The sequence below is a fragment of the Pseudoxanthomonas sp. 22568 genome (genome assembly GCF_052044485.1).
GTDB lineage: Bacteria > Pseudomonadota > Gammaproteobacteria > Xanthomonadales > Xanthomonadaceae > Pseudoxanthomonas_A > Pseudoxanthomonas_A beigongshangi.
The window spans coordinates 101578-127171 of sequence record NZ_JBQENC010000004.1 but is presented as its reverse complement, the minus strand read 5'-3'; the positions used below and the strand labels follow the sequence as shown (position 1 = coordinate 127171).

At 65.6% G+C, this 25594-nt stretch carries 18 protein-coding genes and 1 pseudogene; 6 read left to right on the top strand and 13 right to left on the bottom strand.

Going from position 1 to position 25594, the window contains the following annotated elements; all coding sequences use genetic code 11:
• Nucleotides 1-479: 479 nt before the first annotated feature.
• The 11 genes from ACTJI2_RS06505 to ACTJI2_RS06455 all read right to left on the bottom strand — a co-directional run bounded on the left by ACTJI2_RS06505 (nucleotide 480) and on the right by ACTJI2_RS06455 (nucleotide 17871).
• A complete protein-coding gene (locus ACTJI2_RS06505) occupies nucleotides 480-1331 on the bottom strand; it encodes a carbohydrate ABC transporter permease (RefSeq protein ID WP_183641890.1) in 852 nt (283 codons plus the stop codon).
• The gene (locus ACTJI2_RS06500; RefSeq protein WP_318288929.1) at nucleotides 1328-2212 is read right to left on the bottom strand and encodes a carbohydrate ABC transporter permease; all 885 of its coding nucleotides are present in this window, start codon (nucleotides 2210-2212) and stop codon (nucleotides 1328-1330) included. Before ACTJI2_RS06500 ends, ACTJI2_RS06505 begins: the two co-directional genes overlap by 4 nt.
• Nucleotides 2209-3552 (bottom strand): sugar ABC transporter substrate-binding protein, encoded by a 1344-nt coding sequence (locus ACTJI2_RS06495; protein WP_440841491.1) that lies wholly within the window; start codon nucleotides 3550-3552, stop codon nucleotides 2209-2211. The genes ACTJI2_RS06500 and ACTJI2_RS06495 overlap by 4 nt, the downstream gene beginning before the upstream one ends.
• A gap of 13 nt (nucleotides 3553-3565) precedes the next feature.
• Nucleotides 3566-5191, bottom strand: a complete 1626-nt coding sequence (locus ACTJI2_RS06490) for a glucoamylase family protein (protein ID WP_318288927.1) — start codon at nucleotides 5189-5191, stop codon at nucleotides 3566-3568.
• Nucleotides 5192-5282: 91 nt separating this feature from the next.
• On the bottom strand, nucleotides 5283-6806 hold the full coding sequence (locus tag ACTJI2_RS06485) for a tryptophan halogenase family protein (RefSeq protein ID WP_318288926.1): 1524 nt from the start codon (nucleotides 6804-6806) through the stop codon (nucleotides 5283-5285).
• A gap of 135 nt (nucleotides 6807-6941) precedes the next feature.
• Nucleotides 6942-10007, bottom strand: a complete 3066-nt coding sequence (locus ACTJI2_RS06480; RefSeq protein WP_203321817.1) for a TonB-dependent receptor domain-containing protein — start codon at nucleotides 10005-10007, stop codon at nucleotides 6942-6944.
• Between the two features lie 304 nt (nucleotides 10008-10311).
• The gene (locus ACTJI2_RS06475; RefSeq protein WP_318288925.1) at nucleotides 10312-13290 is read right to left on the bottom strand and encodes a TonB-dependent receptor; all 2979 of its coding nucleotides are present in this window, start codon (nucleotides 13288-13290) and stop codon (nucleotides 10312-10314) included.
• 88 nt (nucleotides 13291-13378) lie between these two features.
• On the bottom strand, nucleotides 13379-14410 hold the full coding sequence (locus tag ACTJI2_RS06470) for a LacI family DNA-binding transcriptional regulator (RefSeq protein ID WP_318288924.1): 1032 nt from the start codon (nucleotides 14408-14410) through the stop codon (nucleotides 13379-13381).
• A gap of 492 nt (nucleotides 14411-14902) precedes the next feature.
• Nucleotides 14903-17188 carry a glycoside hydrolase family 3 N-terminal domain-containing protein gene (locus ACTJI2_RS06465; RefSeq protein WP_318288923.1) on the bottom strand — a complete coding sequence of 762 codons (2286 nt, stop codon included), beginning with the start codon at nucleotides 17186-17188 and terminating at the stop codon, nucleotides 14903-14905.
• Nucleotides 17189-17299: 111 nt separating this feature from the next.
• Nucleotides 17300-17575, bottom strand: a complete 276-nt coding sequence (locus ACTJI2_RS06460; protein WP_183641928.1) for a BolA family protein — start codon at nucleotides 17573-17575, stop codon at nucleotides 17300-17302.
• Nucleotides 17572-17871, bottom strand: coding sequence for a YciI family protein (locus ACTJI2_RS06455; protein ID WP_318288922.1), 300 nt, complete (start codon nucleotides 17869-17871; stop codon nucleotides 17572-17574). The genes ACTJI2_RS06460 and ACTJI2_RS06455 overlap by 4 nt, the downstream gene beginning before the upstream one ends.
• 385 nt (nucleotides 17872-18256) lie before the next feature.
• Here ACTJI2_RS06455 and ACTJI2_RS06450 point away from each other — a divergent pair, with 385 nt between their 5' ends.
• The 5 genes and pseudogenes from ACTJI2_RS06450 (at nucleotide 18257) to ACTJI2_RS06430 (ending at nucleotide 23881) form a co-directional block, all read left to right on the top strand.
• Nucleotides 18257-19162: a segregation and condensation protein A gene (locus ACTJI2_RS06450; protein WP_141453123.1), complete on the top strand. Its 906-nt coding sequence runs from the start codon at nucleotides 18257-18259 to the stop codon at nucleotides 19160-19162.
• Between the two features lie 46 nt (nucleotides 19163-19208).
• Nucleotides 19209-20042, top strand: a pseudogene (scpB, locus tag ACTJI2_RS06445) (SMC-Scp complex subunit ScpB); the annotation flags it as partial.
• A gap of 32 nt (nucleotides 20043-20074) precedes the next feature.
• Nucleotides 20075-21709 (top strand): pseudouridine synthase, encoded by a 1635-nt coding sequence (locus ACTJI2_RS06440; protein ID WP_183641937.1) that lies wholly within the window; start codon nucleotides 20075-20077, stop codon nucleotides 21707-21709.
• 183 nt (nucleotides 21710-21892) lie between these two features.
• Nucleotides 21893-22993, top strand: a complete 1101-nt coding sequence (locus ACTJI2_RS06435; RefSeq protein ID WP_192197695.1) for an FAD-dependent oxidoreductase — start codon at nucleotides 21893-21895, stop codon at nucleotides 22991-22993.
• A 108-nt stretch (nucleotides 22994-23101) separates the two neighbouring features.
• Nucleotides 23102-23881 carry a ferredoxin--NADP reductase gene (locus ACTJI2_RS06430; RefSeq protein WP_192197694.1) on the top strand — a complete coding sequence of 260 codons (780 nt, stop codon included), beginning with the start codon at nucleotides 23102-23104 and terminating at the stop codon, nucleotides 23879-23881.
• Nucleotides 23882-23905: 24 nt separating this feature from the next.
• Here ACTJI2_RS06430 and ACTJI2_RS06425 read toward each other — a convergent pair whose 3' ends face one another.
• The gene (locus ACTJI2_RS06425) at nucleotides 23906-24304 is read right to left on the bottom strand and encodes a hypothetical protein (RefSeq protein WP_183641948.1); all 399 of its coding nucleotides are present in this window, start codon (nucleotides 24302-24304) and stop codon (nucleotides 23906-23908) included.
• Nucleotides 24305-24790, bottom strand: a complete 486-nt coding sequence (locus ACTJI2_RS06420) for a glutathione peroxidase (protein WP_192197692.1) — start codon at nucleotides 24788-24790, stop codon at nucleotides 24305-24307. It lies immediately after the preceding gene.
• 135 nt (nucleotides 24791-24925) lie between these two features.
• Between ACTJI2_RS06420 and ACTJI2_RS06415 the strand changes: the two genes are divergently transcribed.
• Nucleotides 24926-25531, top strand: a complete 606-nt coding sequence (locus ACTJI2_RS06415; RefSeq protein WP_440841489.1) for a hypothetical protein — start codon at nucleotides 24926-24928, stop codon at nucleotides 25529-25531.
• Nucleotides 25532-25594 lie beyond the last annotated feature (63 nt).

The following is a 25594-nucleotide window of genomic DNA, read 5'->3' as shown; positions in this document are numbered from 1 at the left end:
CCGCCTGGCCCCTTGTAGGAGCGACGTCAGTCGCGACCGTCTTGCTTCAGGCCGGAAAGAAGCAGGCCAGACATCCCGAATCGCGACTTACGTCGCTCCCACAGTCGAAACGATCGCTCACTTGCCTTTGTGGGAGCGACGTCAGTCGCGACCGCCTTGTTCAAGGGCAGGCCGGAAAGAAGGCCAGACATCCCGAATCGCGACTCACGTCGCTCCCACAGTCGAAACGATCGCCCACTTGCCTTTTGGGAGCGACGTCAGTCGCGACCGCCTTGCTCAAGGACAGGCCGGAAAGAAGGCCAGACATCCCGAATCGCGACTCACGTCGCTCCCACAGTCGAAAGGGTCGCTCGCTTGCCCTTGTAGGAGCGACGTCAGTCGCGACCGCCCTCCTTAAGGACCTGCCCGCAACCAGCAGGCCAGCCATCCCGAATCGCGACTGACGTCGCTCCTACACCGGATTGCGGGCAATGAATCCGTCAGCCCTTCACGCTGCCCAGCAGCAGGCCCTGGATGTAATAGCGCTGCAGCAGCAGGAACAGCAGCAGCACCGGCAGCACGGTGATGACCGCGCCGGCCATCATCATTTCCACGTCCATGATGTGTTCGCGCGAGAGCGAGGCCAGCGCCACCGGCAAGGTGTAATGCGCCTGGTCGGTCAGCACGATCAGCGGCCACATGAAGTCGTTCCAGGCCGCCATGAAGGTGAAGATGGCCAGTGTCACCAGCACCGGCTTGAGCATCGGCAGCACGACCTGGAAGAAAATCCGCAACTCGCTGGCGCCATCGATGCGCGCGGCTTCCAGCAGTTCGTCGGGGATGCTGCGCGCATACTGGCGCACCAGGAAGATGCCAAATACCGTCGCCAGCGCCGGCACGATCACGCCACCGAAACTGTTGACCAACCCCAACTGCTTCATCAGCAGGAACAGCGGCAGCATCGCCACCTGCGCCGGAATCACCAGCGCGGCCAGCAGCAGTTGGAAGATCCGGTCACGGCCGGTGAAGCGCAGCTTGGCGAACGCATAGCCGGCCATGGTGTTGACCAGCAGCGAGCCCACCGTGATGGCGCCCGACACCAGCAGGCTGTTGGCGAAGTTGTGCGCCATGCCGGTACGCGCGAACAGTTCGTGGTAGTTCGCCAGGGTCGCCCCCGAGGGCAGCAACGGCGGCGGGAACCGGCTGGCTTCGCCGGCCGGCATGAACGAGACCGACACCATCCACAGCAGCGGCGCCAGGCTGATCAGCGCCAGCGCCAGCAGCGCGCCGTTGACCAACCAGCCTTGCCAGCGGGACGCGCCGACCTCGCGCGCAACGGCATGACGACTCATACCAGATCCTTCCTGCGCCCCAGGCGCAGCATCACGGTGGTCACCGCCAGGATGATCAGGAACAACAGGAAGGCCACCGCCGAGGCGCGGCCCAGCCGCCACCACTTGAAGCCTTCCTCGAACATGAAGTACAGGACGCTCACCGTGCTCTGCAGCGGATCGCCGCGGGTCATCACGTAGGGTTCGGCGAACAGTTGGAAGTAGCCGGACACCGTGATCACGCCGACCACCAGCAACACCGGTCCCAGCATCGGCAAGGTGATGTGCAGGAACTGTCGCCACTTGGAGGCGCCGTCGATGCGCGCGGCCTCGTAGAGATCCTGCGGGATCGCCTGCAGGCCGGCCAGGAAGATGACCATGTTGTAGCCGAAGTTCTTCCACACCGCGAACAGCATGATGGTCGGCATCGCCCAGCGCGGATCGCCCAACCAGTCGATCGGTGCGATGCCCAAGTGGCCAAGCGCCCAGTTCACCAGCCCGTAGCTCGTGTGGAACAGGTAACGCCAGATCACCGCGACCGCCACCAGCGTGGTCACCACCGGCGCGAACAGCGCGGTGCGGAACAGCGCCTTGAACCGCGCGACCGGCACGTTGAGCAGCATCGCCGCGCCCAGCGAAACCGCGATCGACAACGGCACGCCGACAACCACGAAGTACGTCGTGTTCCACAGCGACTTCCAGAACATCGGCGAGCGCAGCAGTTCCCCGTAGTTGCCCAGGCCGACGAAACGCAGATTGTCGGCATCGGCCAGCGCGTACAGATCGAAATCAGTCAGGCTCAGCAGCAGCGCCGAGAACACCGGCAGGCCGAAGAACACCGCCAACACGATGAGCGCCGGCCCGGCGAACACCCAGCCGGCCACCGAAGTCCGCCGCATCATGGCTGTGCCCCTTGCGTGGCGGGATGGTCGCGCTCGTACATCCAGCGGCGCTTCTCCAGGATGGCATCCACGCGCGCGTCCAGATCCTCCACCGCCCGCTCCTGGCTCTGCCCGCCGCGCACCACCTGTTCGGTCACCACCCGCATTTCCTGGGCGATGCGTTCCCACTCCAGCACCTTCGGCGTGGGTTCGACCCGCTCCAGTTGATCCCGGAACGCGCGCGCGTATTCGTCATTGGCGAGCGCCGGATGCACCCAGGTGCTGCGTCGCGGCGGCAGATCGCCGATCAGCGCGTGGAAACGCTGCTGTATCTCCGGCCGCGACAGGAATTCGATCAGTTTCCACGCCGCCGCCTTGCGCTCGGAACTGCGGAAGATCACCAGGCTGGTGCCACCGGCAATGCCCGCGCCAAGGCCGTCCGGACCGGGCAGCGGCATCGTGCCCCACTGATCGCGCAGATGGGCGGGCTGGCGCTTCCTGAATTCGCGGATGTTCCAGGGACCGGACAGGTAGAAGGCATAGAAGCCATTGAAGAATTCGTCCCAGACGTTGGAAATCTGGGTCTCGGACATCTTCGGCGCCCAGCCCTGCTCGAACATGTTGGCGTAGAAACCCAGCGCACGGCGGAAACCGGGACTGCGGAAATTGCCGCGGTTGTCGTGATCGCGCAACAACGGGTCCGGCATCTGCAAGGCCAGCGAAACCTGCTGCTCGAATTCGTTGACTGGCATCAGGATGGCGTAACGATCCGGGCCGGCGTTGCGCTTGATTGCCGCCATCGCCCGTTCCCATTCGGCCCAGGTGACCGGCGGCTTGTCGAAGCCGGCCTGGCGCAACAGATCCTTGCGGTAGTACAGCAAGCGGGTGTCCACGTACCACGGCACGCCCAGCAATTGCCGGTCCACCACGGCGGTGTCCCAGATGCCGGGAAAGTAATCGGCCTGCTCCACCACCTTCGAGCCGTCGACGTAGGCTTGCAGCGGCTCCAGCGTGCCCAGCGCGGCGAATTCCGGCAGCCAGGTGTTGCCCAGCTGGCACAGGTCCGGCAGGCCGTCGGCGGCGAACGCGGTCAGCAATTTTTCATGCGCGGCCGTCCACGGGATGTTCTGCACCTCCACGTCGATGCCGGGGTTCTCGCGTTCGAACTCGGTGACCAGTTCGGCGACCACTTCGGCCTCGCGGCCCATCGCCCAGAAGGTCACTTTCTCGCGGCCGTCCTCGCGCGCGCAGCCAGCGGACAGCAGGACGCCCGCCAGCGCCAGCAGGAAAAGACAGCAGCGCACCAGGCAGCCCCCACCACCCGAGGGATGCCTGATGCGTGCCGGAGAGAACCTTGCCATGCGGACAGCTTACTTATTGCGGGGTCTGGTTGCGTGCCGGCGCCTCGGATTGCTGCTCGGCGGCCTGCGCCGCGCGTGATTCGGCCGTACCCAGGGCACGCGCGGCGGCGGCCTCGGGGTCGGCGTTGGCCGGCACCTGGATGGGCGCGCCCTCGGGCGTCATCCAGCCCCCTTCGAACCCGGCGCGCTCCAGTCCCTTGCGGATGTACGGATTCTTCTTCATCACTTCCCAGACGAAACCGTTCCGGTAGTTGGCGATCATGGTCAGGATCGGTCCCTGGTCGATGCCGATGTAGTCGCTGGCCACCCAACCCTGCCCCGGCACGATGCGCCCGGCCTTCAGCGGGATGTCGAAGTCGAAGCTGGGATTGAACGCATCCAGGAAGCCATAGCTGGAATACAGATGCTCGCCGTAGCGCTTGTGCATCTGCTCGGTCGCCGGGATCACGATCTCGGGGGCGAACGGCAGCGAGGCGATCGCCGCGGTCGGCGCGATGGTGCCGTCGTCGAAGTTCTCGCGGAAGCCTACGCCGCGCGCGGAGTAGTGGCGGAACTGTCGCTGTTCGCCGCGGTACTCCTGCAGGGTCTGCTGCGGACCATCGCTGGCGGTCAGGCCCCACACGTTCTCGCCGTAATCGCGCCACTTCATCGGGTTTTCCATGGCGTAGCTGCGCTGGGCGTAGGTGGCGCGGCGGCTGTTCTCGAAATAATCGATGCCGCGCTCGCGCATGTAGGCGTCCTGGATGCCGCGGAAATCGATCCAGACGTGGCTGTATTGGTGGCCGAAATGCGGACCGAAGGTCAGGTATTCCTGTCCCTGGTAGACGCCCCACGACTCGCCGTAGGTACGTGTCCACACTTCCCAGGCTTCCGGACCAACCGGATGGGTCGGCGAACCCAGCGCCAGCACGTACAGCATCATGGCCTCGTTGTAGCCCTTCCAGTCGTGCGGGATCGTCCCGCTCTCGGGGAACCAGCCCATCGACACCAGCGGCTTGTTCTTCTGCAGCCAGGTCCAGTCCACCCGCTTGTACAGCGCGTCGGCCAAATCGCGGATTTCCTTCTCGCGCGGATCATCGCGGTCGTAGTACGACTGCGCGAACAGCACGCCCATCATCAGCAGCGTGGTGTCCACGCTCGACAGCTCCACCCAACTGGCGTAGCGATGGCCGGTCTGCATGTCCAGGAAGTGATAGTAGAAGCCCTTGTAGCCACCCTTGCCTTCCGGCTGCGGTCCCTGCGGCAGCTCGCGGAAGAACTTCAGCGTGGTCAGGGTGCGATCCACCGCCTGGGTGCGGCTGACCCAGCCGTTCTCGATGCCGATCGGATACGCGGTCAAGGCGAAGCCGACCGAGGCGATGCTCGCGAACGGGCGCGACGGAAAACGATCCGGCGTCAGCCCGTTGAGTTCATTGGTGGTGTCCCAGAAGAACTGGAACGTGCGCCGCTCGATGTCGCGGAACAGCGGCGGCAGCTCCGGTTTCTCCGGTTTCTTCACCGCCGCCGGCGCCGGTTTCGCGGCCGTCGCCTTGGGCGCTTCGGCCGGCGCGGGTGCGCGGTTGCAGGCCGCCAGCAGGACCACCAGCAGGCCCGCCAGCCATGTCCCATTCCGGTTTTCCCTGGCCCCGGTGTGGCCCATTTTGCCTGTAAACGTTTTCATTTCGAATCGGTGCTTGCCCTTCAGGATGCCGCATTCGCGGCTCAGTCGTGGGAATGGGAAAACCGGCGCATCAGAACGACACCGGTTCGGCTTTGCAATGGCGGTCGATGAACCGCTGGTGTTCCGGCATGGCGTCGACGCAGGCGCTGATCGTGCCGGCCACGCTTTCCATCAGCCGCTTGAGATCCGCGTCCGGGACGCGGTCGACCAAGGGGTGCCATCCGCGCGGTTCGATGCCTTGTCCGATCATCACCTGCACCCAGCTGATCTCGGCGAACATCTCGCTGGCGTTGCGGAAGAACCGCCCGCTGTCGCGGAACAGATCCAGGTTGGCGGTCAGGCTGTCCGGTATCGACATGTCGCGGCACTGCCGCCAGAACGGTGAATCGTCGCGCTCGGTGGCGTTGTAGTGCAGCACCAGGAAATCGCGGATGCGCTCGAACTCGAACGCCAGCTGGTCGTTGTAGCGTTGCGCCAGCACCTCGTTGAAACCTTCGCGCGGGAACAGCTCCAGCAGCTTGGAAATGCCGGACTGGATCAGGTGGATGCTGGTGGATTCCAGCGGCTCCATGAAACCGCTGGCCAGGCCAAGCGCGACCACGTTGCGGTTCCAGCACTTCCTGCGGCGACCGGTGGTGAAACGCAGCGGGCGCGGGTCCGCCAGCGCACGCCCGTCCAGGTTGGCCAGCAGCGTGGCCGCCGCCTCGTCGTCACTGATGTGCGCGCTGGAGTAGACGTAACCGTTGCCGGTGCGATGCTGCAGCGGAATGCGCCATTGCCAGCCGGCGCTGCGCGCGGTCGAGCGGGTGAACGGCGTCGGTGGTCCCACCTTCTCGCACGGCACCGCGAGCGCGCGATCGCAGGGCAGCCAATGGGTGTAATCGATGTAGCCGGTATGCAGCGCTTCCTCGATCAGCAGGCCACGGAAACCGGAGCAGTCGATGAACAGATCGCCGGCCACTTCCTCGCCCGAACGCAGGCGCAGCGAACGGACGTGTCCGTTCCCGGAATCCAGGATGACCTGATCGACAATGCCTTCGACCCGCTTCACGCCGAGGCGCTCGGAATATGCGCGCAGGTATTTCGCGTAGAGACCGGCGTCGAAGTGATAGGCGTACGCGATGTTGGCCAGCGGTGAATCCGCCGGTACGTCGCTGGCGCCGGTCATGAACCGGCCACGTCGCGCGGCCAGGCTGTTGAGCGTATAGGCATCCAGCGACTGGGCCATGCCGGCCTTGTGTGCCTTGAACCAGTACTGCTGGAATGGCAGCAGACCATAGGGATGGCCGATTTCCTGGCCGAAGCCATGGATATAGGTGTGGCCGTTCCGGTACCAGTCGACGAACTCGATGCCGAGCTTGAACGTTCCCTGGGTACTGCGGACGAAGTCGGCCTCATCGATACGCAGCAACTGGTTGAACGCCTTGATGTGCGGGACGGTCGCCTCGCCCACCCCGACGATGCCGATCTGTTCGGATTCCACCAGGGTGATGGCGTAATCCGGTCCCAGCACGCGGCCGAACGCGGCGGCGGCCATCCAGCCGGCGGTACCGCCGCCGACAATCACGATGTTGCGCAGGGACTGTGGATTCATGTTGCGGGTTCGTGGAAACGGGAGGAGCCTGCGTGTCCCGCCGCTCCCGTTTTCCGGGAGCGGCGGGCGCAACGCGGGAAGACCATTGCAAGGCGTTGCCGCGACACCCGGAGAGAGGATGCCGCGGCGCGGCCGTCAGAACTTGTATCCGATTTCGACGTTCACCGTACGCGGGAAGTAGTAGATGTTGCCGCGCGTGTTGATCGAGATATCAGGATCGTAGTTTCCGCCACTGCCGAAGCTGTTGTACGAGTAATCCATGTAGTTCTTGAAGTTGAACGCATTCAACAGATTCGCCCGGATGGTCAGCTTGGTGTCTCCCGGCATCGCGAACTCCTTGGTCGCCTGGAAGTCCACCGTGCGGTAGCTGAAAATCTTGCCGCCGATCAGGAACTTGCCGTTGGCCGGCGGGGTGAAGCCCACCAGTTGGCAATTCGAGCCGTCCCATGCCGTGTAGCCGAAGCAGGCGATGGTGTTGCGCGGGGTCGGCGTCTCCAGCACGATCTTGGCGCCGAAGGTGATGCCCCACGGACCATCGATTGAACCGGACGCGGTGAAGCGATGCTTGGGCGCGTTGCCCGACTTCACGAACGGCACGTAGCCCAGGCGTGACTTGTCGAAATAGGCAAACGGATCTTCCGCATTGGTGCTGTTCTGGCGCCCCTGCGTATGGGTGTAGCCGAAGTTCACGCCCCAGCCCGAAGCCTTGGTGTACGGCTTCTCCAGCGACAGCAGGATCTGGGTGTTGTTGCTCTCCACGCCGTTGTCGCCGACGATCGTGCCGCCATAGCCCGGCACGGTGCCGCCCCACGGCGCGCCACCGTTGCTGAAGAACGAACCGTCCGGATGGCGGTTGGCCAGGGTGAATCCGAACGCATCACGCGACATGATGCGCTGGATGGTCACGTCCGACAGCCACTCGCCAATCTGGTTGGTGATGCCCAGGCTGAACTGATCGGAGTACGGGGTCTTCAGCTTGTTGTTGAGCATGAAGACTTCCGCGCCGCCGCGGCCGGCGATGGCCTCGCCGAGCACGTCGATGCCGCCGAGATAAGCGGGATCCCACGGCAGGCAGCGTCCCGTACTGGCGGGTTCGCGCACGCACTGGCCGGTGAGCGGGTCCTGGAACTCGAAGCGCACCAGCGACACCGCCGACTTGGTCTTCTCCAGCGCCAGATCCTTGAACAGGTTGCGGTCGTAGGAACGTCCCGCGCCGCCGTGGATCACGTGGCGCTCGTCACCGAAGATGTCATAGGAGAAGCCGAAGCGCGGCGCCCAGGCGTCCTTGAAGCCCTTGCGGTTGTGGCCATTGCTGATGTAGTCGGCCGGATTCAACGCGTCCTTGCCACCCTTCAGCCAGCGATTGATCCACGGCTCCCCAGGGTTGTCCGGATCGGGGCCGTACAACGCCGCCAGGTACGTCGGCGAAGTCACGTGGTCGGTATAGGCCGGCACGTCCTCGTAATCCCAGCGGATACCCAGGTTCAGCATCAGGTGCTCATTCACCTGCCAGTCGTCCTGGATGTAGAAGCCGTACTGCTTGGCATCGGTCTTGATCAGCGCCGACTGTCCCGGCTCGTCGAACGGCGCCAGGAATTCCACCCGGTACGGGATGTCCGACACCACGCCGGTGACGGGATCGAAGGCGTAGGTGAACTGCGGGTTGTACGGCTGGCCATCACTTGACGTCAGGTCGATGGACTTGAAGCTGACGCCCATCTTGATGGTGTGATCACCATGCCACTGGAAGCTGTTGAAGGTCAGGTCGTCCTGGATCGACCAGCCCTTCTGGATGGCACTCTTGACGCTGAAGCCGTCGGCGGGCCCCAGGTTTATCAACGCGCGCTCTGCCGGCTCCGGTTGGCCGGTATCCTGCAGCCAGGCGATCTTGCGGCCGTTGCCGAAGCCGAACGGATTCGGGTTGTTCTCGGTCCGCTCGGTGGTGACGATCAACTCGTTGAAGAAGCGATCACCGCTGTGCTGCCAGCGCAGGTTGGAACGCTCGTCCTTGTTGATGCGTTGCTGGCCGTGCTCCGGCGTGTCCTGGCCACCGATATTGCCGGCCTGGGTTTCGTCGCGGTACTGGGCACTCAGTTCCAGGCGGTCGCGTTCGTTGAGATCCCAGCTCAGCTTCGCGAAGTACAGATCCTCGTCCAGCGGAACATAGGCGGCACCGAATTGGGATCGCAGGTCCGCAGGCAGAAGATCGCCGACATTGCCGGACTCTGCCGACGGCTGGACCGTCTGCGCGTAGATGTTCTCCTTGTTCTCGTAGGCAAAGAAGAAATGCATCCGGTCCTTCAGGATCGGGCCGCCCACCGCCAGGCCCCATTCCTTGATCTGCGACGAGCCCTTCTTCTTGTTCCACTCGTTGGGCAGCTTCTCGCGCATGCCTTCGTCGGTGTAGTGATAGAACAACTCGCCTTCGAACTCGTTGGTACCCGAACGGGTCGCCGCGGTGATCGCCGCGCCGCTGATCTGGCCGTACTCGGCCTTGTAGTTGGAGGTGATGACCTTGTATTCGCCGATCGCCAGCTGCGGGAACGGGTTGCCCGCGCTCTGCTGCTGACCCGCGATGCCGCCACGTTCGACATAGCTCTTCTGGCTGACGCCGTCGATGTACAGGTTGGTCGAGCTGGTGTTGGTCACGCCGCTCCGCAGTTCGGCCACACCCTGATTGTTGATCTTGAACTGCATGCCCGGGATGGTGTCGGCGAACTCCAGGAAGTTGCGGGTCGCCTGCGGCAGCGTTTCGATCTGGCGTTGGGAAATGGTGTTGCCGACTTCAGAGGTACGCACGTCGCGCAGCAGCGGTGCCGACACCGTCACCGTGTCCAGGTTGGTGGCTTCGCCGGACGGCGCCGCCACCGGCGCGCCGGAGTCCAGGTTCAGGGTCGAGCTGGCGGCCACCGCCAGGGTCACGGTCTGGGAAGCGCCACCGGCCTGCACGGTGTAGGTGCCTGGCGGCAGGCCGACCAAGGTATAGGTGCCGCTTGCGGTGGTCTGGGTACGGCGAACCGCGCCCGTGGCAACGTTGGTGGCGACGACTTCGGTGTTCGCCGCCGCACCGGCCACCTGGCCGCGTAGCGTGGCGCCGGTCGACTGGGCGAATACGGGCGTGCTCATCACCAGGCAGCTCGCCAACGCACACGCCAGCAGCGTGCGGTTGGGGCGGGAAGCGCTTCGATTGCGATGTGTCATGTCATGTTTCCAGATGTGTGGTCGTGTTTCACGGCGTGTTGTTTTGGAACAGTGTCAGGTGTTGCGTATGCGTACTCGTCTAGCCGTCAACCGCTGCCCCGGACGCGAAGCCGGAACCGCGGTTCGCCTCCGTCGCCATGCGGTGGTGCGCACGGCGCGACGGACAGCGCTGTCATTCGAAAATCTCGGGGTTGCGGGGCATTCGTGTGGGTGGGCCTCGTTTGAAATCGTTTACATGTCAGAGCAAATTTTTTTTTTCGGCCGGCCGCCGGCATCCCCTGGATGCCGGCACCTGGGTCTCGCCTTACCAATCCAGTCCGAACGAAAGCTTGAACGTGCGCGTCGGCCACAGAATCTCGTCGCCGTTGCGTTTTCCGAACTTCGGGTTGCGTGCCTCGTTCGGGCCACCGCGCCAGCCTTCGAACTGGTTCCAGTTACGCCAGTTGAAGACATTCAGCAGGTCCGCGCGAATCTTGAAGCGCAGATCCGTCCCGGTGTCCCAGCGCTTCTCCAGCGCCATATCGAACTGCTTGTAGCCGATCGTCCCTTCCGGCTCGAACGGATCGTAGAAACAGAAGTCGGCAGAAGGCGCGTCATTGCAATTGGTGGCGTCGCGCGGCGTCGGCGTTGCCAGCACCAGCTTGCCGCTGAGCATGGTGTTCCAACCCAGATCGTAGATGCCGGACAGGACCAGGCGATGCTTCGGCACGCCCGTGGACATGTAGTAACGGCTGGTCAATCGCGGGCCGTCACCATAGAAGGTCTCGCCGTTCGAGGCATTGGTGCGGTTTTCCTTGGCGTCGCTATACGTATAGGCCAGGTTGAAACCCCACCCCGACTCTGCGGTATAGGGCTTGTCGAGCGATATCAGCAGCGAGTTCAGTTTGTACTCGATACCGTTGTCGCCCAGGATCAGCGAGCCGTATCCCGGTATTCCGACCGTCCATGGCTGCCCGCCCCAGGTCGCGCCAGGATTGCGGAAGAAGGAACCATCCTCCCAGCGGTTGCCCAGCCGGAAATAGATGCCGTCCTTGCTGACGATATGCGACAGGGTCACCGAGGAATTCCACTCGTGGCCCCACAACTGGAACAGGTTGCGCATGCCCAGGCTGTACTGATCCGAGTACGGCGTCTTCAGATCATTGTTCAGCAGGTTGACCTCTCCTCCCTGCCTCGGATTGGCGGCAAGGTAGGCGGCGATTCCAGCTGGCGTCAGCATTGCGGGATCGAAAGGAATGCAGGTCGCCGAAGGATCGCAGGAGTGCAGCGGCGTCGGGAAGTTGACCTCGTATGACGTGAAGGCGCCCGCGTAATATTCACGCGCCATCAAATCGAACAGATTTCGATCGTAGGCCCGTCCGGCACCACCGAATATCACGTGCCGCTGATCGCCGAAGAGATCATAGGAAAAACCGATCCGTGGCTGCCAGGCGTCCTTGAAATCCTTGCGTTTCCCGTTGGGAATGAAATCGCTGACGTTGAAATCCGTATTCTGGATGTTGGCCCAGTTCTGCAGCGCTGCGATCAGATCGTCGGAGATCGCATAGTCGGTATAGCTGGGATTTTTTTCGTAGTCCCAGCGCAGGCCGATGTTGAGGGTCAGCTTGTCGTTGACCTCCCAATCGTCCTGAATATAGATGCCAAATTGCTTGTTCTTGGACTCGACGAACGGTGCGCGACCGGCCAGCGGCGCGGTGAACTCGACGCGATAGGGCTGGGTCAGGCTTTCGTTGACGTCGAAATAGTATTGCGGATAGGGCGGGTTCTGCTGGAACGCGTTGAGCTTCACATCCTTGTACTTCACGCCCATTTTCAGGGTGTGGCCTTCGAAGCCGAAATAGGTCAGATCGTCCTGGAATCCGAAGCCCTTCTGGCCCTTGTCCTGGAACGTGGCTCCGCCTCCGAGGTTGAGTACGCCCAGCCGCGGATTGCCGGTCGGATTGTTGGGATCCACGATCGTGTAGCGGAAGCCCGGCCCGGCGGTCACCGGACTGGGGTTGTACGCGGCTTCCTCGAAGGTGATATGGGCGTCGTTGAGCCAGTTGGTCGAGCTGAACTGGTAGCGCAGGTCGCCACGCTTCTCGTCGTTGACGAAATTGGTCGAGAACGAGGGGGCGCTGATATCGCTGCCCGGGCTGATGGAATCTTCCTTGCGGTAGCGCAGGGTCAATTCGAACAGATGCGCATCGCTGGGCTGGAAGCTCAGCTTGCCGAAGTACAGATCCTGGTTAAAGGGAACACTGTATCCGCCGTATATCGAGGCAAGCTCCGGAGGCAGCACGCTGGGATCGAACACGGCCGGCGGCGTCACGTTGCGCGGGACGATGAACTCCTTGGCCTCGTAGGACAGGAAGAAGTGCAGCATGTCCTTGATGATCGGCCCACCGAAGGTCACGCCGTATTGTTCGGTGACCTCCGGCGATTTGTAGCCGCGCTTTTCTTCCACCACGTTTGGCTTGCGCCAGCTGTCCGAGGTACGGTCCCAGAAGAAGCTCCCGGAGAACTCGTTGGTACCCGACTTGGTGACTGCAGTGACCGCGGCGCTACTGATCTGGTCGTACTCGGCCTTGTAGTTGGATGTGATGACCTTGTACTCGCCAATCGCCGACTGCGGAAACGGATTGCCGCGGCTGTCGTCCTGGCTGGTGATGCCGCCCGGGGTGACATAGTTCTTCTGGCCGACGCCATCGATGAAGACGTTGATGTTGCTCGAGCCCTGCGCACCACTGCGCAATTGGCTTTCCGAACCATTGGGGCTGCTGATGAACTGCATGCCGGGAACGGTATCGGCGAAGGCGAGGAAGTTGCGCGAATTCTGCGGCAGCGCCTCGATCTGCTTGCTGCTCACGTAGGTCGCGATTTCCGAGGTCTTGGTTTCGACGATCACCGGCGGCGCGGTCACGCTCACCGTGTCCAACGTCGTCGCCTCGCCCGCAATCGGCGGGGTCGCGGCGGCGGTCGCGAGGTTGAGGGTAGCGGTCTGGCCCACCGCCAGAGTCAGATTGCGGCTGGTGCTCTGCCCGCCGGAAACCACGTCGATGCGATAGCTGCCCGGCGGCAGGCCGGCAATGTTGTAGTTGCCGTTGGATGCCTTCACCGAGCGGGTAAGGCCGGTGCCCAGGTTGGTCACAGTGACCGTGGACTCGGCTTGGACCGACCCGCGCAAGGTGGCGCTGGTCGATTGCGCATACACCACCGACGCACTCATCGCCAGGCCACTGGCGAGCGCGCAGGACAGGATCCTGCGGGCGAAACGGCGGTTGCGAGTTTCCGGGTGCCTCATGACTCTCCCTCCCAAGGCAGTGGACTTGCAGTCAGTTGACTCGATTGCTTCTGAAATCGATTACAAAATCGGCTTAAAAAAAACCGGGTTATGGCTGCGCCTGTGGCCTCCCGTCTCGGGTACGTCCTCCACTCGATTCCCGGACAATCAGGTCCGGCACCAGGGTCTGCGCTTCATTCGACATGCTGTTCTCCGCATCGATGCCATCCAGCAGGCGGGTCATCGCGTGACCGCCCAGTTCGGCAATGCTGACCCGCATCGTCGTCAAGGGCGGGTGAACGAAGCGCGCGAGCGGGATGTCGTCGAAGCCGGCCAATGCGATTTCATCGGGCACGTTCACGCCCGCTTCGTTCAATGCGTACAGGCATCCCAGCGCCATCATGTCGTTGGCGGCGAACACCGCATCCGGGCGCTGTTTCGAAGAAACGATCTGCTTGCCGGCTTCGTAGCCGGTCGCTTCGCTGAAGTCGCCAGGCAGTTCCCACGCCTCGCCCTTGCCGGCGATCGCATCGCGATAGCCACGCAGGCGTTCGCGCGCGTCGAAGTTGTCGTCGGGCCCGCCGATGAAGGCGATGCGGCGATGTCCGGCCTGCAACAGATGCTCGGTCATCGCGCGGGCGCCGCCGTAGTTGTCGATACTCAGCACCGGATACGGCGCGCCGTCGAGCTGGGTGTTGATCAGCACCACCGGCAGCGCCGAAGGCAGGTTGTCGGTGAGGAAGCCGGGTCGATCCGCGTACGGCGACAGCACCAGCAGGCCGTCGACGCGGCCACGCATCGCGCGCAGCGCCTCGCCCTGCTCTTCCGGATGGCCGTGGTAGCTGGACACCAGCAGATGCTGGCGGCGTGCGCGGGCGACCTGGTCGATGCCGCGGATCAATTCGGAGAAGAATTCACCGTACAGGTCCGGCAGGACCACGCCGATGGTCTGGGTGCGGCGGCTGCTGAGGCTGCGGGCGGCGGCGTGCGGCTGGTAGCGCAGGCGGTCGGCGGTTTCCACGACGTGGCGACGCACCGTTTCGGCCACGTTGTCGTGTCCGTTCAGCGCGCGCGACACCGTGGCGACGGATACCTTCGCCTCGCGTGCCACATCTTTGATGGTGACGGCCGTTCGCGCCATTGCACCGCCCCTCCGCGGTCATGACTGCAATTGAAGTGGACTGTAAACGTTTTCAAAACGAGATGTAAAGCCCAGGTTAGATACTCATGACAGCGCAGTCATTTCAACTACTTAACGGCTTCTTTCCATTCTTTTTTTGCTGCGTCGCAATAGAAATGCGCTGACGTGACGCTTTCCTGACCATCCCGGGACAGCGCCTGGACAAATCGGGACTTGGATTGGCCGGGATGCCTTTTCCAGCCTGCACATCATCGTCCCGGCAACGCCGTGGTCCCTGCCGCTGTTCGCGCTGGCCGGCCATTTCCTGCCCCAGGGACCGGATGGAGTCCAGTGTTCGCCGGAATAACGGCAAACCTCCCGAGGCCTTGCCCGAAAGGCGGCACGGCGCGACGTGACGGGGCGGGCCAAGGCCCATCCTTGCCATAAAAAAACGCGCGCAGCCGATGGGCAGCGCGCGTCTCTGGTAACGCGGAAATGGCGGCGAGCCTTAGCTCACTTCGCGGTCACCTCGAACTTCGCTTCCAGCGTATCCACCGAATTGCCACCAGCGAACACGGTGAAACTGCCGGGTTCCACCACCCGCTTCATGGCCGCGTCGTACATCGCCAGATCCTCGAAGCCCAGCTTGAAGGTCAGCGTCTTCGACTGTCCCGGCGCCAGCTCGACGCGCTCGAAACCGCGCAGCAGCTTGACCGGACGGGTCACCGAGGCGACGTCGTCGCGCACGTACAGCTGCACCACTTCGGCGCCGGCACGCTTGCCGGTGTTGGTCACGGTCACGCTGACTTCCTGACTGCCGTCGGTGGCGATGCGCGGATGCTTCACCGCCAGGCCGCCGTACTGGAACGTCGTATAGCTCAGGCCATGACCGAAGGCGTACAGCGGCGTCCACGGCACGTCGATGTACTTGGAGGTGTAGCGCTCGGTCTCGCTCGGCGGACGGCCGGTGTTCTTGTGCGCGTAGTAGATCGGTACCTGGCCGACGGTGCGCGGGAAGGTCACCGGCAGCTTGCCGGCCGGGTTGAAGTCGCCGAACACCACGTCGGCGATGGCGTTGCCGCCCTCCACGCCCGGGAACCACGCTTCCAGGATCGCCGGCACGCGTTCGCGCAGCGGACCGATCGACAGCGGACGACCGTTGAGCAGCACCGCCGCGGTCGGCTTGCCGACCTTGGCCACCGCATCGGCCAGCGCCTGCTGGGCACCCGGCAGATCCAGCGAGGTGCGGTTGCGCGCTTCGGCGCTCATGTCCGGATGCTCGCCCAGGAACAGCAGCACCGCGTCGGCCTGCTGGGCCGCCTTCACCGCCTCGGCAATGCCGGTGGTCTCGCCGCCTTCCAGCGTGGTGCCTTCGACGTACACGACTTGGATGCCCGACCCCACCGCCGCGCGGATGCCCGCCAGCGGCGTGATCGCGTCCTCGTCGCGGCCGGCGCCGGCCCAGTTGCCCAGCATCGCCCGGCGCAGGTCCGCCAGCGGGCCGATGACCGCCAGCGTCTTCACCTTCTGCTTGTCCAGCGGCAACACGCCGCCGGTGTTGTCCAGCAGCACCATCGACTTGCGCGCCATCTCGCGCGCGGCCTTGCGGCTGTCGGCGGTCAAGGTGCGCGCCTTCTCGCGCTCGACATCGCAGTAGCGGTACGGATCCTCGAACAGGCCCATCCGGTACTTGGCGCGCAGCACCCGGCGCACCGACTCGTCCACGGTGGCGATCGGCAGCTTGCCGGCCTTCACCGCCGCCGGCAGCTCCTTCACGTAGATGCGGCTGACCATGTCGATGTCCACGCCCGCGCGAAGGCCCAGCACGCCCGCGTCGGTGCGATTGCCGGCCACGCCGTGCTTGATCAGTTCCTCGACGCCGGTGTAATCGCTGACCAGCAGGCCGTCCCAGCCCCATTCCTTGCGCAGGACGTCGTTGATCAGATCGCCGTTGGCATGCATCGGCACGCCGCCGACTTCGTTGAACGAAGCCATCACCGACTCCGCGCCCGCGTCCACCGCGGCCTTGAACGGCGGCAGGTACACCTCGCGCAGGGTGCGTTCGGAGATGTCGGCGATGTTGTAGTCGCGGCCACCCTCGGCCGCGCCGTAGGCGACGAAATGCTTGGCGGTCGCCAGCAGGGTGTCGCCGTTGCCCAGTTGCTTGCCCTGGAAGCCGCGCACGCGCGCCGCCGCCAGCACCGAGCCCAGGTAGGGATCCTCGCCCGCGCCCTCGACGATGCGGCCCCAGCGCGGATCCCGCGCCACGTCCACCATCGGCGCGTAGGTCCAGTGGATGCCGTAACCGGCGGCCTCCCAGGCGGCCACGCGCGCGGCGTTCTCGACTTCGACCGGATCGAAGCTGGCCGATTCGCCCAGCGGCACCGGGAAGATGGTGCGGTAACCATGGATGACGTCGTAGCCGAACATCAGCGGGATGCCTAGGCGAGATTCCTCGACCGCGATGCGCTGCAGGCGGCAGGTCAGCTCGGCGCCCTGGGTGCCCAGGAAGGTGCCGATCTCGCCGTTGCGGATCTGGTCCTCGCCACCGGCCATCGCCTGCGGACCGGTGTCGTTGCCCAGTCCGGGCGGCTGGTTGAGCTGGCCCAGCTTCTCCTCCACGGTCATCTTCGCCAGCAGGGCCTCGACGAAGGCCGCCTCGCCGGCGGGAGCCTGCGGGGTGCGGGCACCGACGGCCGGCGCGATCAGCACCGTCGCGATCGCCGCCGCCAGCCACCCATGGCGGCGCGCGCGCGGTCGAGCGCCAGCGGACTGGCCGGCGCGGGTACGACTGTTCATGTGTTTCCACCTCCCATGGACAAGGGGCGGAATGTAAACGTTTTCAGTTCACCCTGCAAAACTACCCGCCGGGCCCGGATCGGGGAGCCGGCGGTGGACGCTTCGCGAGGCTCAGCGGGCTTCGCCGGGGGCCGAGGCGTGGATGGACAGGGCGTGGATGTCGGTGGTCATCATCTCCCCCAGCGCGGCGTAGATCGCCCGGTGGCGGGCCAGCGGCGCGCGGCCGGCGAAGGCGGCGCTGACGATGGTGACGTCGAAGTGCCCCCGCCCGTCGCGGGCGCCGGCATGGCCGACGTGGCGATGGCTGTCGTCCGCCACCTCCAGCCGCTCGGGCTGGAACGCCTGCTCCAGCGCCTGGCGGATGCGCTCGACCCGCTCGGCGGTCACGGCAGCACCTTGCGGAACGGCCGAACGTCGACCCGCGCGTACACCCCAGCCTCCACATAAGGATCGGCCTGCGCCCAGGCCTGGGCCGCGGCCAGCGACTCGAACTCGGCGATGACGATGCTGCCGCTGAAGCCGGCCTCGCCCGGATCGTCGGCGTCGATGGCCGGGCACGGACCGGCCAGCAGCAGGCGGCCCTCGTCGCGCAGCGCGGTCAGCCGGGCCAGGTGGGCGGGACGGGCGGCCATGCGCCGGGGCAGCGCGCCTTCGGTGTCATGGCCTTCGATGGCATACCACATGGGTTCACTCGCTCGGGTCGGGAATGAACGGATTGTACGGGCCACCCGCCCGGTGGTGCTGGACAGCGCCGGGCGCAGCGCTTACTCTTGCCTCCACTGCACGGCCGGAAGCAGCGGCCCGTCAGGGGATTTCCCAGGCACTGCGCCGGACCGGCCGGCCAGCCGCCCAACGACGATCGATTCGCTGCCACCACCCGCCCGCGCCGACGACCTCCTCGCTGTCGGCCGCCGCCTCTTTCGCGGCGAGCTCCTCTACGGCGTGATGACATGTTTGCTGTACGGAAGCGTTCGCCCGCAAGCCCCTGGTCGGCAATGAAGACCATGGCGTCCCTGCGGCGGCGCGTGCAATCGAAGGCATTGTGACCCGCACTACGGCTGTTTCTTGATGAGCTCCGAACTCGCGCAAGACGCGACCCCGACAAGCCAGTCCACGCACCCGCAGCAGCAGGAAATGCCGCTGGCCGTCGTGCATGGGCAGCCGGTGCTGCAGATTCCCCAGGATCTGTACATCCCGCCGGACGCGCTGGAAGTCATCCTGGATGCCTTCGAAGGTCCGCTGGATCTGCTGCTGTACCTGATCCGCCGGCAGAACCTGGACATCCTGGACATCCCGGTGGCGGAGATCACCCGCCAGTACGTGGACTACATCAATGTCATGCAGGAGCTGCGCTTCGAGCTGGCGGCGGAATACCTGGTGATGGCCGCCATCCTGGCCGAGATCAAGTCGCGCATGCTGCTGCCGCGGCCGGTCAACGAGGACGGCGACGAAACCGACCCGCGCGCCGAGCTGGTGCGCCGGCTGCAGGAATACGAACGCTTCAAGCAGGCCGCCGAGGATCTGGACACCCTGCCCCGCCAGGATCGCGACACCACCCCGGTGCAGGCGCACGTGCCGGACCGCGCCGCGGTCAAGCTGCCGCCGCCGGTGGAGCTGAAGGAAATGCTGCTGGCGCTGCACGACGTGCTCAAGCGCGCCGAGCTGTTCACCGGCCACGCCATCAAACGCGAAGCCCTGAGCGTGCGCCAGCGCATGGGCGACGTGCTGGCGCGACTGGACGATGGCAGGTTCCACCGCTTCGAGTCCATGTTCACCGCCGAGGAAGGCAAGCTGGGCGTGCTGGTGACCTTCCTGGCCATGCTGGAGCTGGCCAAGGAGCAGTTGCTGGACATCGTGCAGGAAGCCCCACTGGCGCCGATTTACGTCAAGTCGCTGGCGCTGAACAACACCAACGAACCGCTGCAGTTCTCCAGCGAGTTCGACGACAGCGACGCCGCCGCCAACGACGCCTGACCGGCGCGTCCCCTTTCCATCCGCCCGAACCCACGCAAGCGCTCGAATGGATCAATCGCTCATCAACCGCATCGTCGAAGCCGCCCTGCTGGCGGCCAACCAGCCGCTGGCGCTGGCCCAGTTGCACGGCCTGTTCCCGGAAGAGGAACCGGCGCCGGCCGGCAGCGTCGAACGCGCGCTGGAGGAACTGCGCGACGGCTGCGCCGACCGCGGCGTGGAACTGGTCGAGGTGGCCTCCGGCTTCCGTTTCCAGGTCAAGGCCGACGTGCATGCCTGGGTCGCCCGCCTGTGGACCGAGCGCAAGACCAAGTACACCCGCGCCACCCTGGAAACCCTGGCGCTGATCGCCTACCGCCAGCCGATCACCCGCGGCGAGATCGAACAGGTCCGCGGCGTGGCGGTCAGCAGCAACATCATCCAGGCGCTGGAAGAGCGCGAGTGGATCCGCGTGGTCGGCCACCGCGACGTGCCCGGCCGGCCGGCGCTGTTCGGCACCACCAAGGGCTTCCTGGATTACTTCGGCCTCAAGCGCCTGGATGAGCTGCCGCCGCTGTCGGAGCTGAAGGACATCGGCGAACTGGAACCGCAGCTGCCGCTGGATGGCGCGCCGGTTCCGGCCGGCGTCGCCCTCGATGCGGAAGACGGCGCCGACGACGCGGATGCCGCCCCGCTCGACACCGGGGCCGGTGACGAGAACGAAGACAACCCGACAACAGCGGATGCCCCGGGCGAAGACGCCCCGGCGCAGCCGCAGGAAGACGCCACGGAAGGCGCACGCACAGACATCGAAACCGCGCAGGACGACGACGCGGAGACACACGAACCGGCCGCCGCAAACGAAAGCGAAGGCGACGCCGATATTTCCCCGGAAACCCAGGATGACGACGCGGAAGCCTCGTCGGAGCAGAAATCATGAGCAATACCCCCCGCAACAAACTGTCGCTCAAGCGCGACGCCGCCGCCGAAGCCCCCGCCAACAAGCTGGAGGAGCGCCTGCACAAGGTGCTGGCGCAGGCCGGACTGGGCTCGCGCCGCGCGCTGGAGCAACGCATCGCCGACGGCCTGGTCAAGGTCAACGGCGAGACCGCCCAGGTCGGCATGAGCGTCAAGAGCGGCGACAAAATCGAACTCGATGGTCGCCAGTTCGTCGCCAGCGCGCTGACCGAACCGGCGCGCGTGCTGATGTACAACAAGCCCGAAGGCGAAGTGACCACCCGCGAGGATCCCGAAGGCCGTCCGACCGTGTTCGAGGCGCTGCCGGTCCTCAAGGGCGCGCGCTGGATCGCCATCGGCCGCCTGGACATCAACACCACCGGCCTGCTGCTGCTGACCACCGACGGCGAACTCGCCAACGCGATGATGCATCCGTCCTACGAGGTCGAGCGCGAATACGTGGTGCGCGTGCGCGCCCCGGAAGGCCAGGAAACCGTACCGGACAACATCGTCGATCGCCTGCATCGCGGCGTCGCGCTGGAAGACGGTCCGGCCAAGTTCGATGAAATCGAACGCATCGGCGGCACCGATTCGCACGACTGGTTCCGCGTGGTGGTCAAGGAAGGCCGCAATCGCGAAGTGCGCCGCCTGTGGGAATCGCAGGGCTGCCAGGTCAGCCGGCTCAAGCGCACCCGCTACGGCCGTATCTCGCTGCCGCAGCCGCTGCTGCGCGGCCAGTCGCAGGAACTGTCCGACGCCCAGGTCGAAGCACTGCGCAAGGAACTGGGCCTGGAAGACGGCGCGCCCGCCGCGCTGACGCTGCAACCGGTGATCGGCCAGCGCCGCGCCGCCAAGTCCACCGTGCACGTCTCGCGCGAAGGCCGCAGCCAGGGTTACGTCAACGGCCACAACACCGCCGACGAAGGCCGCGAACTGCGTCGCTTCGATCACGTGCGCGAGGATCGCGGCCGTGGTCGCGGCAAGAAGCCGCACGGCGGCCTGACGGTCAGCGGCGAAGCCGCCGCCAAGCAGGCGCAGAAGCCGTTCAAGCAGCGCAAGATGAAGGGTCCCAAGCCGTTGCCGGATGGCAATCCGGCCGCGTTCCGCAGCTGGTACGTGCCGGAAGGCGTCGATACCGGTCCGACCGGGCACCGCAACGCCGGTCCCGGCCGCAAGGGTCCGGGCGGCGGCGGTGCCGGCAAGCGTGGCGGCAACCGTCCGCAGGGCGGTGCCGGCTTCGGCAACGAATACGGCGGCTTCGGCGGTGAATCGCGTGGCCCGCGCGGTCCGCGTGGTCCTGGCGGCGGCGGTGCGGGCGGTGGTGCCGGCAAGCCGCAGCGTGCGGCACGTCCGTACGGCCACCCCGGCAACGCACCGAGCTTCCCCTCCGATCACGCCACGCCCGGTGGCTTCAGCCCGTACGGGCAGCCGCGTGGTCCGCGCCCGCAGGGTGGTCGTCCCGGCGGCGGCGGCAACCGTCCGCAGAACGCCGGCCCGCGTCCGGGTGGCCGTCCCGGCGGTGGTCGTCCGGCCGGTGGCCGCGGTCCGGGCGGTCGTCCCGGCGGCGGTGGCAATCGCCCGCGCGGCGGCGGCGGCGGCGGTCATCACGGCTGATGCGAATCGAGAAGGCGCCCAAGGGCGCCTTTTCTTTTTCCTGTTCGCATAACCGGTTTCGCACGCCACACTCGATGATGGCGCGGGCCGTCGCAAGCGACGACGGCTCGCTTCACCGCCACTTCATCGTCCTCCCGCGCGCCTCGCGGATGCTCGCCGTCCCCCTCATGCGGACGGCCATACGTGCACAACGGAAACCATGACGTCATCGTGGTCGGCGCCGGCTTTGCCGGCCTGGCCTGCGCCCGCGAAATCGCGGCGGCCGGATTCCGTGTCTGCGTGATCGATCGCAAGCGCGATCTGGGCGAACGCCTGCACACCACCGGCATCCTGGTGCCGGAAGCGCTGGAGTGCGAACTGTTCGCCGGCATTCCCGCCGGCCTGCTGCACGCGGTACCGAAAGTCCGCCTGTATGCGCCATCCCTGGAGAGCGTAGATCTGTCCGCCCCGGGCTATCGCTTCTTCACCACCGATACGCCCGCGTTGATGCGCTGGCTGGGACAGCGCAGCGTGGCTGCCGGCGTGGAACTGCGGCTGGCCTGCAGCTTCCGCGATGCCACCCCCACGCCGGACGGCTGGCATCTGCCCGGCATCGGCGACTGCCGCTATCTGGTCGGCGCCGATGGCGCGCGCTCACGCGTGGCCGAGCACCTCGGCCTGGGCCGGGTTCGCGATTTCCTGTACGGCATCGAATACGAGTTCGACGGCGGCGCCCTGCGCACGCCCGATGCGCTGCACTGTTTCATCAGCCGACGCTGGGCGCCGGGCTACATCGGCTGGATCGCGCAGACCCCGACTGGCGTGCAGGCCGGCCTGGCGCATCGCCAGCGCCGTGGCAGGATCGCGCCACCGGATCTGCGCGGCTTCCTGGCCCAGGTCGCATCGCTCAGCGGGCTGGCCGCCGACCGCCGGCCGGACAGCATCCGCGCGGGACTGATTCCCTGCGGCGGCCCGGTCCGCGACCGCCTGCGCGGCAACCTGCTGCTTGCCGGCGATGCCGCCGGCGTGGTCTCGCCGGTCACCGCCGGCGGCATTCATGCCGGGCTGCGCCACGGCGCCGAGGTCGGCCGCGCGCTGGTGCGGTCCCTTCGCTCCGGAGTGCCTCCGCAGGCCTCGGCCATCCGCGCGATTCCGGCCTGGCGGCGCAAGCGCGCCCTGCGCTGGGCCTTCGACCACGCACAGTGGGACTGGCCGTTCGACCTGCTGCTGAAGTCACCGCCGCTGCGCCGCGTCGCCGAGCAGCTCTACTTCCACCGGCGCGGCCGACGCGCGAAGGCCGACTGACGGGCCCGCCGTCACCGCCTCCGCCCCGCTTCCCGGTTGCGCTGGATCAAGGTCGCGCCGGGGCGGTCGGCTACAATGGGCCGGTTCGAATCAAGCGCCCCACACCCCATGTCCTCCGCTTTTGGCACCGAGACGGTGCTGGACGTCCGTCACTGGACCGACGACTACTTCAGCTTCACCACCACCCGCGACGACGGTTTCCGCTTCGACAACGGCCAGTTCGTGATGATTGGCCTGCAGACCGAAGGCAAGCCGCTGCTGCGCGCCTACTCCATCGCCAGCGCCAACTGGGAAGAACAGCTCGAATTCTTCAGCATCAAGGTGCCCAACGGTCCGTTGACCTCGCGGCTGAAGGACATCCAGCCTGGCGACACCGTGGTAATCGGCCGCAAGCCCACCGGCACCCTGCTGATCAGCGACCTGCACCCGGGCCGCAACCTGTACCTGCTGGGCACCGGCACCGGCCTGGCGCCGTGGCTGTCGATCATCAAGGATCCGGAAACCTACGAGCGCTTCGACCGCGTCATCCTCACCCATGGTGTCCGCCACGTGCAGGATCTGGCCTACCGCGATTACTTCGAGAAGGAACTGCCGCAGCACGAATTCCTCGGCGAGATCATCCGCGAGAAGCTGCTGTACTACCCGGCGGTCAGCCGCGAGGCATTCCCCAACCATGGCCGCCTGACCGACCTGATGGCCAGTGGCGAAATGATGGCAGCGCTGGGACTGGAACCACTGGATCCGGAAAAGGATCGCGCGATGATCTGCGGCAGCCCGCAGATGCTGGCCGACTTTCGCGCCCTGCTCGACGGTCGCGGCTTCACCGCCGCCCCGCGCATCGGCACGCCCGGCCAATACGTGTTCGAGCGCGCCTTCGTCGAGAAGTGATGCCGGGTGGGCCGATGGCCCGCCCTAGCGTTCCCCGTAGCGCAGCCAGATGACCGCGCTGCGTTCGTTGTCGAACACGTGGCCCTGGAAGCCGTGCTCGTTGGCCAGGATGCTGGCCAGTTCCACCTGCGGAATCTGCTCCAGGTGCTTTTCCACGTAGGCCACCCGCACCGCTTCCAGGCCCTCGCCCAGCATCGCCTGCACGAACTGCACCAGCTGTTCCGGCGGCGGCGGCTCGCCTTCCATGTCGTCGACCACCAGCAGGCCCGCCGGCCGCACGCGCCGCACCTCCACCGCAATCCGGCGCCAGTACGCCAGCGTGGTTTCCAGCGTGCCGTTGACGCCCTTCACGTGCGCCTTCAGTCCGTAGTCGGCGGGACTGAACTCGATGCGGAACGGCGGTGAAGCCTCGTGCGCGTCCATCTATCCGGCCAGCGCGGCCTCGATGTCGCCAGCCAGCGATTCCGGCGTGTCGGTCGGCGCATAGCGCTTGATCACCTTGCCATCGCGGCCGACCAGGAACTTGCTGAAGTTCCATTTGATTGCCGAAATGCCGAGCAGCCCACTCTTCTCCTGCTTCAGCCACTTCCACAACGGATGCGCACCGTCCCCGTTGACGTCGATCTTGGCGAACATCGGGAAGCTCACGTCGTAGTTGAGCGAGCAGAAATTGCGGATCTCGGCTTCGTCGCCCGGCTCCTGATGACCGAACTGATCACACGGGAAGCCCAGCACCACCAATCCCTGATCCCGGTAGTCGCGCCACAGCTTTTCCAGCCCGGTGTACTGCGGGGTGAAGCCGCATTTCGACGCCACATTGACGATCAGCAACGGCTTGCCACGGTACTCGGCCAGCGAGCGGGACTGGCCATCGATGTCGGTGGCGGAAAAATCGTAGGCGGTGGTCATGGCGGGTCTCCGGAAACACGGATATGAGACACCCGGGGCCAGCCGGGGGCAAGCGTTTTCGCCGGTGGCGACGCCTTGTGCGGGGCCGGCGCAGATGCGCTAGCCTTGGCCGTCGCTTCCGCCGGGGAACACGGAATGCAGCTTTCGCCCCATGCACCCGACGCCGCCTCGATGGCCACCGTCTACCTGCACGTACGCGTACTGCTGGGCATGGTGGTCGGCCTGGGCCTGACCCACCTGCTGCGCCACTTCGCCCGCATCATCGAGCGCCCGCGCCATTGCCAGATCTACTGGGTGCACCTGTGCTGGGCCACGTTCGTGTTCTCGTACCTGCTGCTGTTCTGGTGGTGGGAGTTCCGCCTCAGCCATCTGGTGCACTGGAGCTTCAACCTCTATTTCTTCGTGGCCCTGTACGCGCTGATGCAATACCTGCTGTGCGCGCTGATCTTCCCGGAGAACCTGGACGGCTACGCCAGCTACCGCAATTACTTCTACGACCGGCGGAAATGGTTCTTCGGCCTGCTGGCGCTGGTGTTCGCGGTCGACTTCCTCGACACCTGGATCAAGGGCGAGGCCTACTTCCGCAGCTTCGGGCCCGAATACGTGTTCCGCAACCTCGCCTACATCACCGGCAGCCTGATCGCCATGTGGACCCGCAATCCGCGCTATCACGCCGCCTTCGCGGTGCTGGGCCTGCTCTACCACGTGAGCTGGATCGCACGCGAGTTCGAGACGCTGTAGCCAGCACAGAACCGCCCCGCCCGGCACATGCCTTTCGTCACGAGCCCCCGCCCCGGGGCTTGG

What these genes read in the sequence shown, in the direction of transcription:
- ACTJI2_RS06415 (WP_440841489.1), top strand. Translation starts at nt 24,926, where the DNA reads ATGCAGCTTTCGCCCCATGCACCCGACGCCGCCTCGATGGCCACCGTC.
- ACTJI2_RS06430 (WP_192197694.1), top strand. Translation starts at nt 23,102, where the DNA reads ATGTCCTCCGCTTTTGGCACCGAGACGGTGCTGGACGTCCGTCACTGG.
- ACTJI2_RS06440 (WP_183641937.1), top strand. Translation starts at nt 20,075, where the DNA reads ATGAGCAATACCCCCCGCAACAAACTGTCGCTCAAGCGCGACGCCGCC.
- ACTJI2_RS06500 (WP_318288929.1), bottom strand. Translation starts at nt 2,212, where the DNA reads ATGATGCGGCGGACTTCGGTGGCCGGCTGGGTGTTCGCCGGGCCGGCG.
- ACTJI2_RS06490 (WP_318288927.1), bottom strand. Translation starts at nt 5,191, where the DNA reads ATGGGCCACACCGGGGCCAGGGAAAACCGGAATGGGACATGGCTGGCG.
- ACTJI2_RS06485 (WP_318288926.1), bottom strand. Translation starts at nt 6,806, where the DNA reads ATGAATCCACAGTCCCTGCGCAACATCGTGATTGTCGGCGGCGGTACC.
- ACTJI2_RS06465 (WP_318288923.1), bottom strand. Translation starts at nt 17,188, where the DNA reads ATGAACAGTCGTACCCGCGCCGGCCAGTCCGCTGGCGCTCGACCGCGC.
- ACTJI2_RS06480 (WP_203321817.1), bottom strand. Translation starts at nt 10,007, where the DNA reads ATGACACATCGCAATCGAAGCGCTTCCCGCCCCAACCGCACGCTGCTG.
- ACTJI2_RS06475 (WP_318288925.1), bottom strand. Translation starts at nt 13,290, where the DNA reads ATGAGGCACCCGGAAACTCGCAACCGCCGTTTCGCCCGCAGGATCCTG.
- ACTJI2_RS06450 (WP_141453123.1), top strand. Translation starts at nt 18,257, where the DNA reads ATGAGCTCCGAACTCGCGCAAGACGCGACCCCGACAAGCCAGTCCACG.
- ACTJI2_RS06495 (WP_440841491.1), bottom strand. Translation starts at nt 3,552, where the DNA reads ATGGCAAGGTTCTCTCCGGCACGCATCAGGCATCCCTCGGGTGGTGGG.
- ACTJI2_RS06455 (WP_318288922.1), bottom strand. Translation starts at nt 17,871, where the DNA reads ATGTGGTATGCCATCGAAGGCCATGACACCGAAGGCGCGCTGCCCCGG.
- ACTJI2_RS06505 (WP_183641890.1), bottom strand. Translation starts at nt 1,331, where the DNA reads ATGAGTCGTCATGCCGTTGCGCGCGAGGTCGGCGCGTCCCGCTGGCAA.
- ACTJI2_RS06420 (WP_192197692.1), bottom strand. Translation starts at nt 24,790, where the DNA reads ATGACCACCGCCTACGATTTTTCCGCCACCGACATCGATGGCCAGTCC.
- ACTJI2_RS06425 (WP_183641948.1), bottom strand. Translation starts at nt 24,304, where the DNA reads ATGGACGCGCACGAGGCTTCACCGCCGTTCCGCATCGAGTTCAGTCCC.
- ACTJI2_RS06470 (WP_318288924.1), bottom strand. Translation starts at nt 14,410, where the DNA reads ATGGCGCGAACGGCCGTCACCATCAAAGATGTGGCACGCGAGGCGAAG.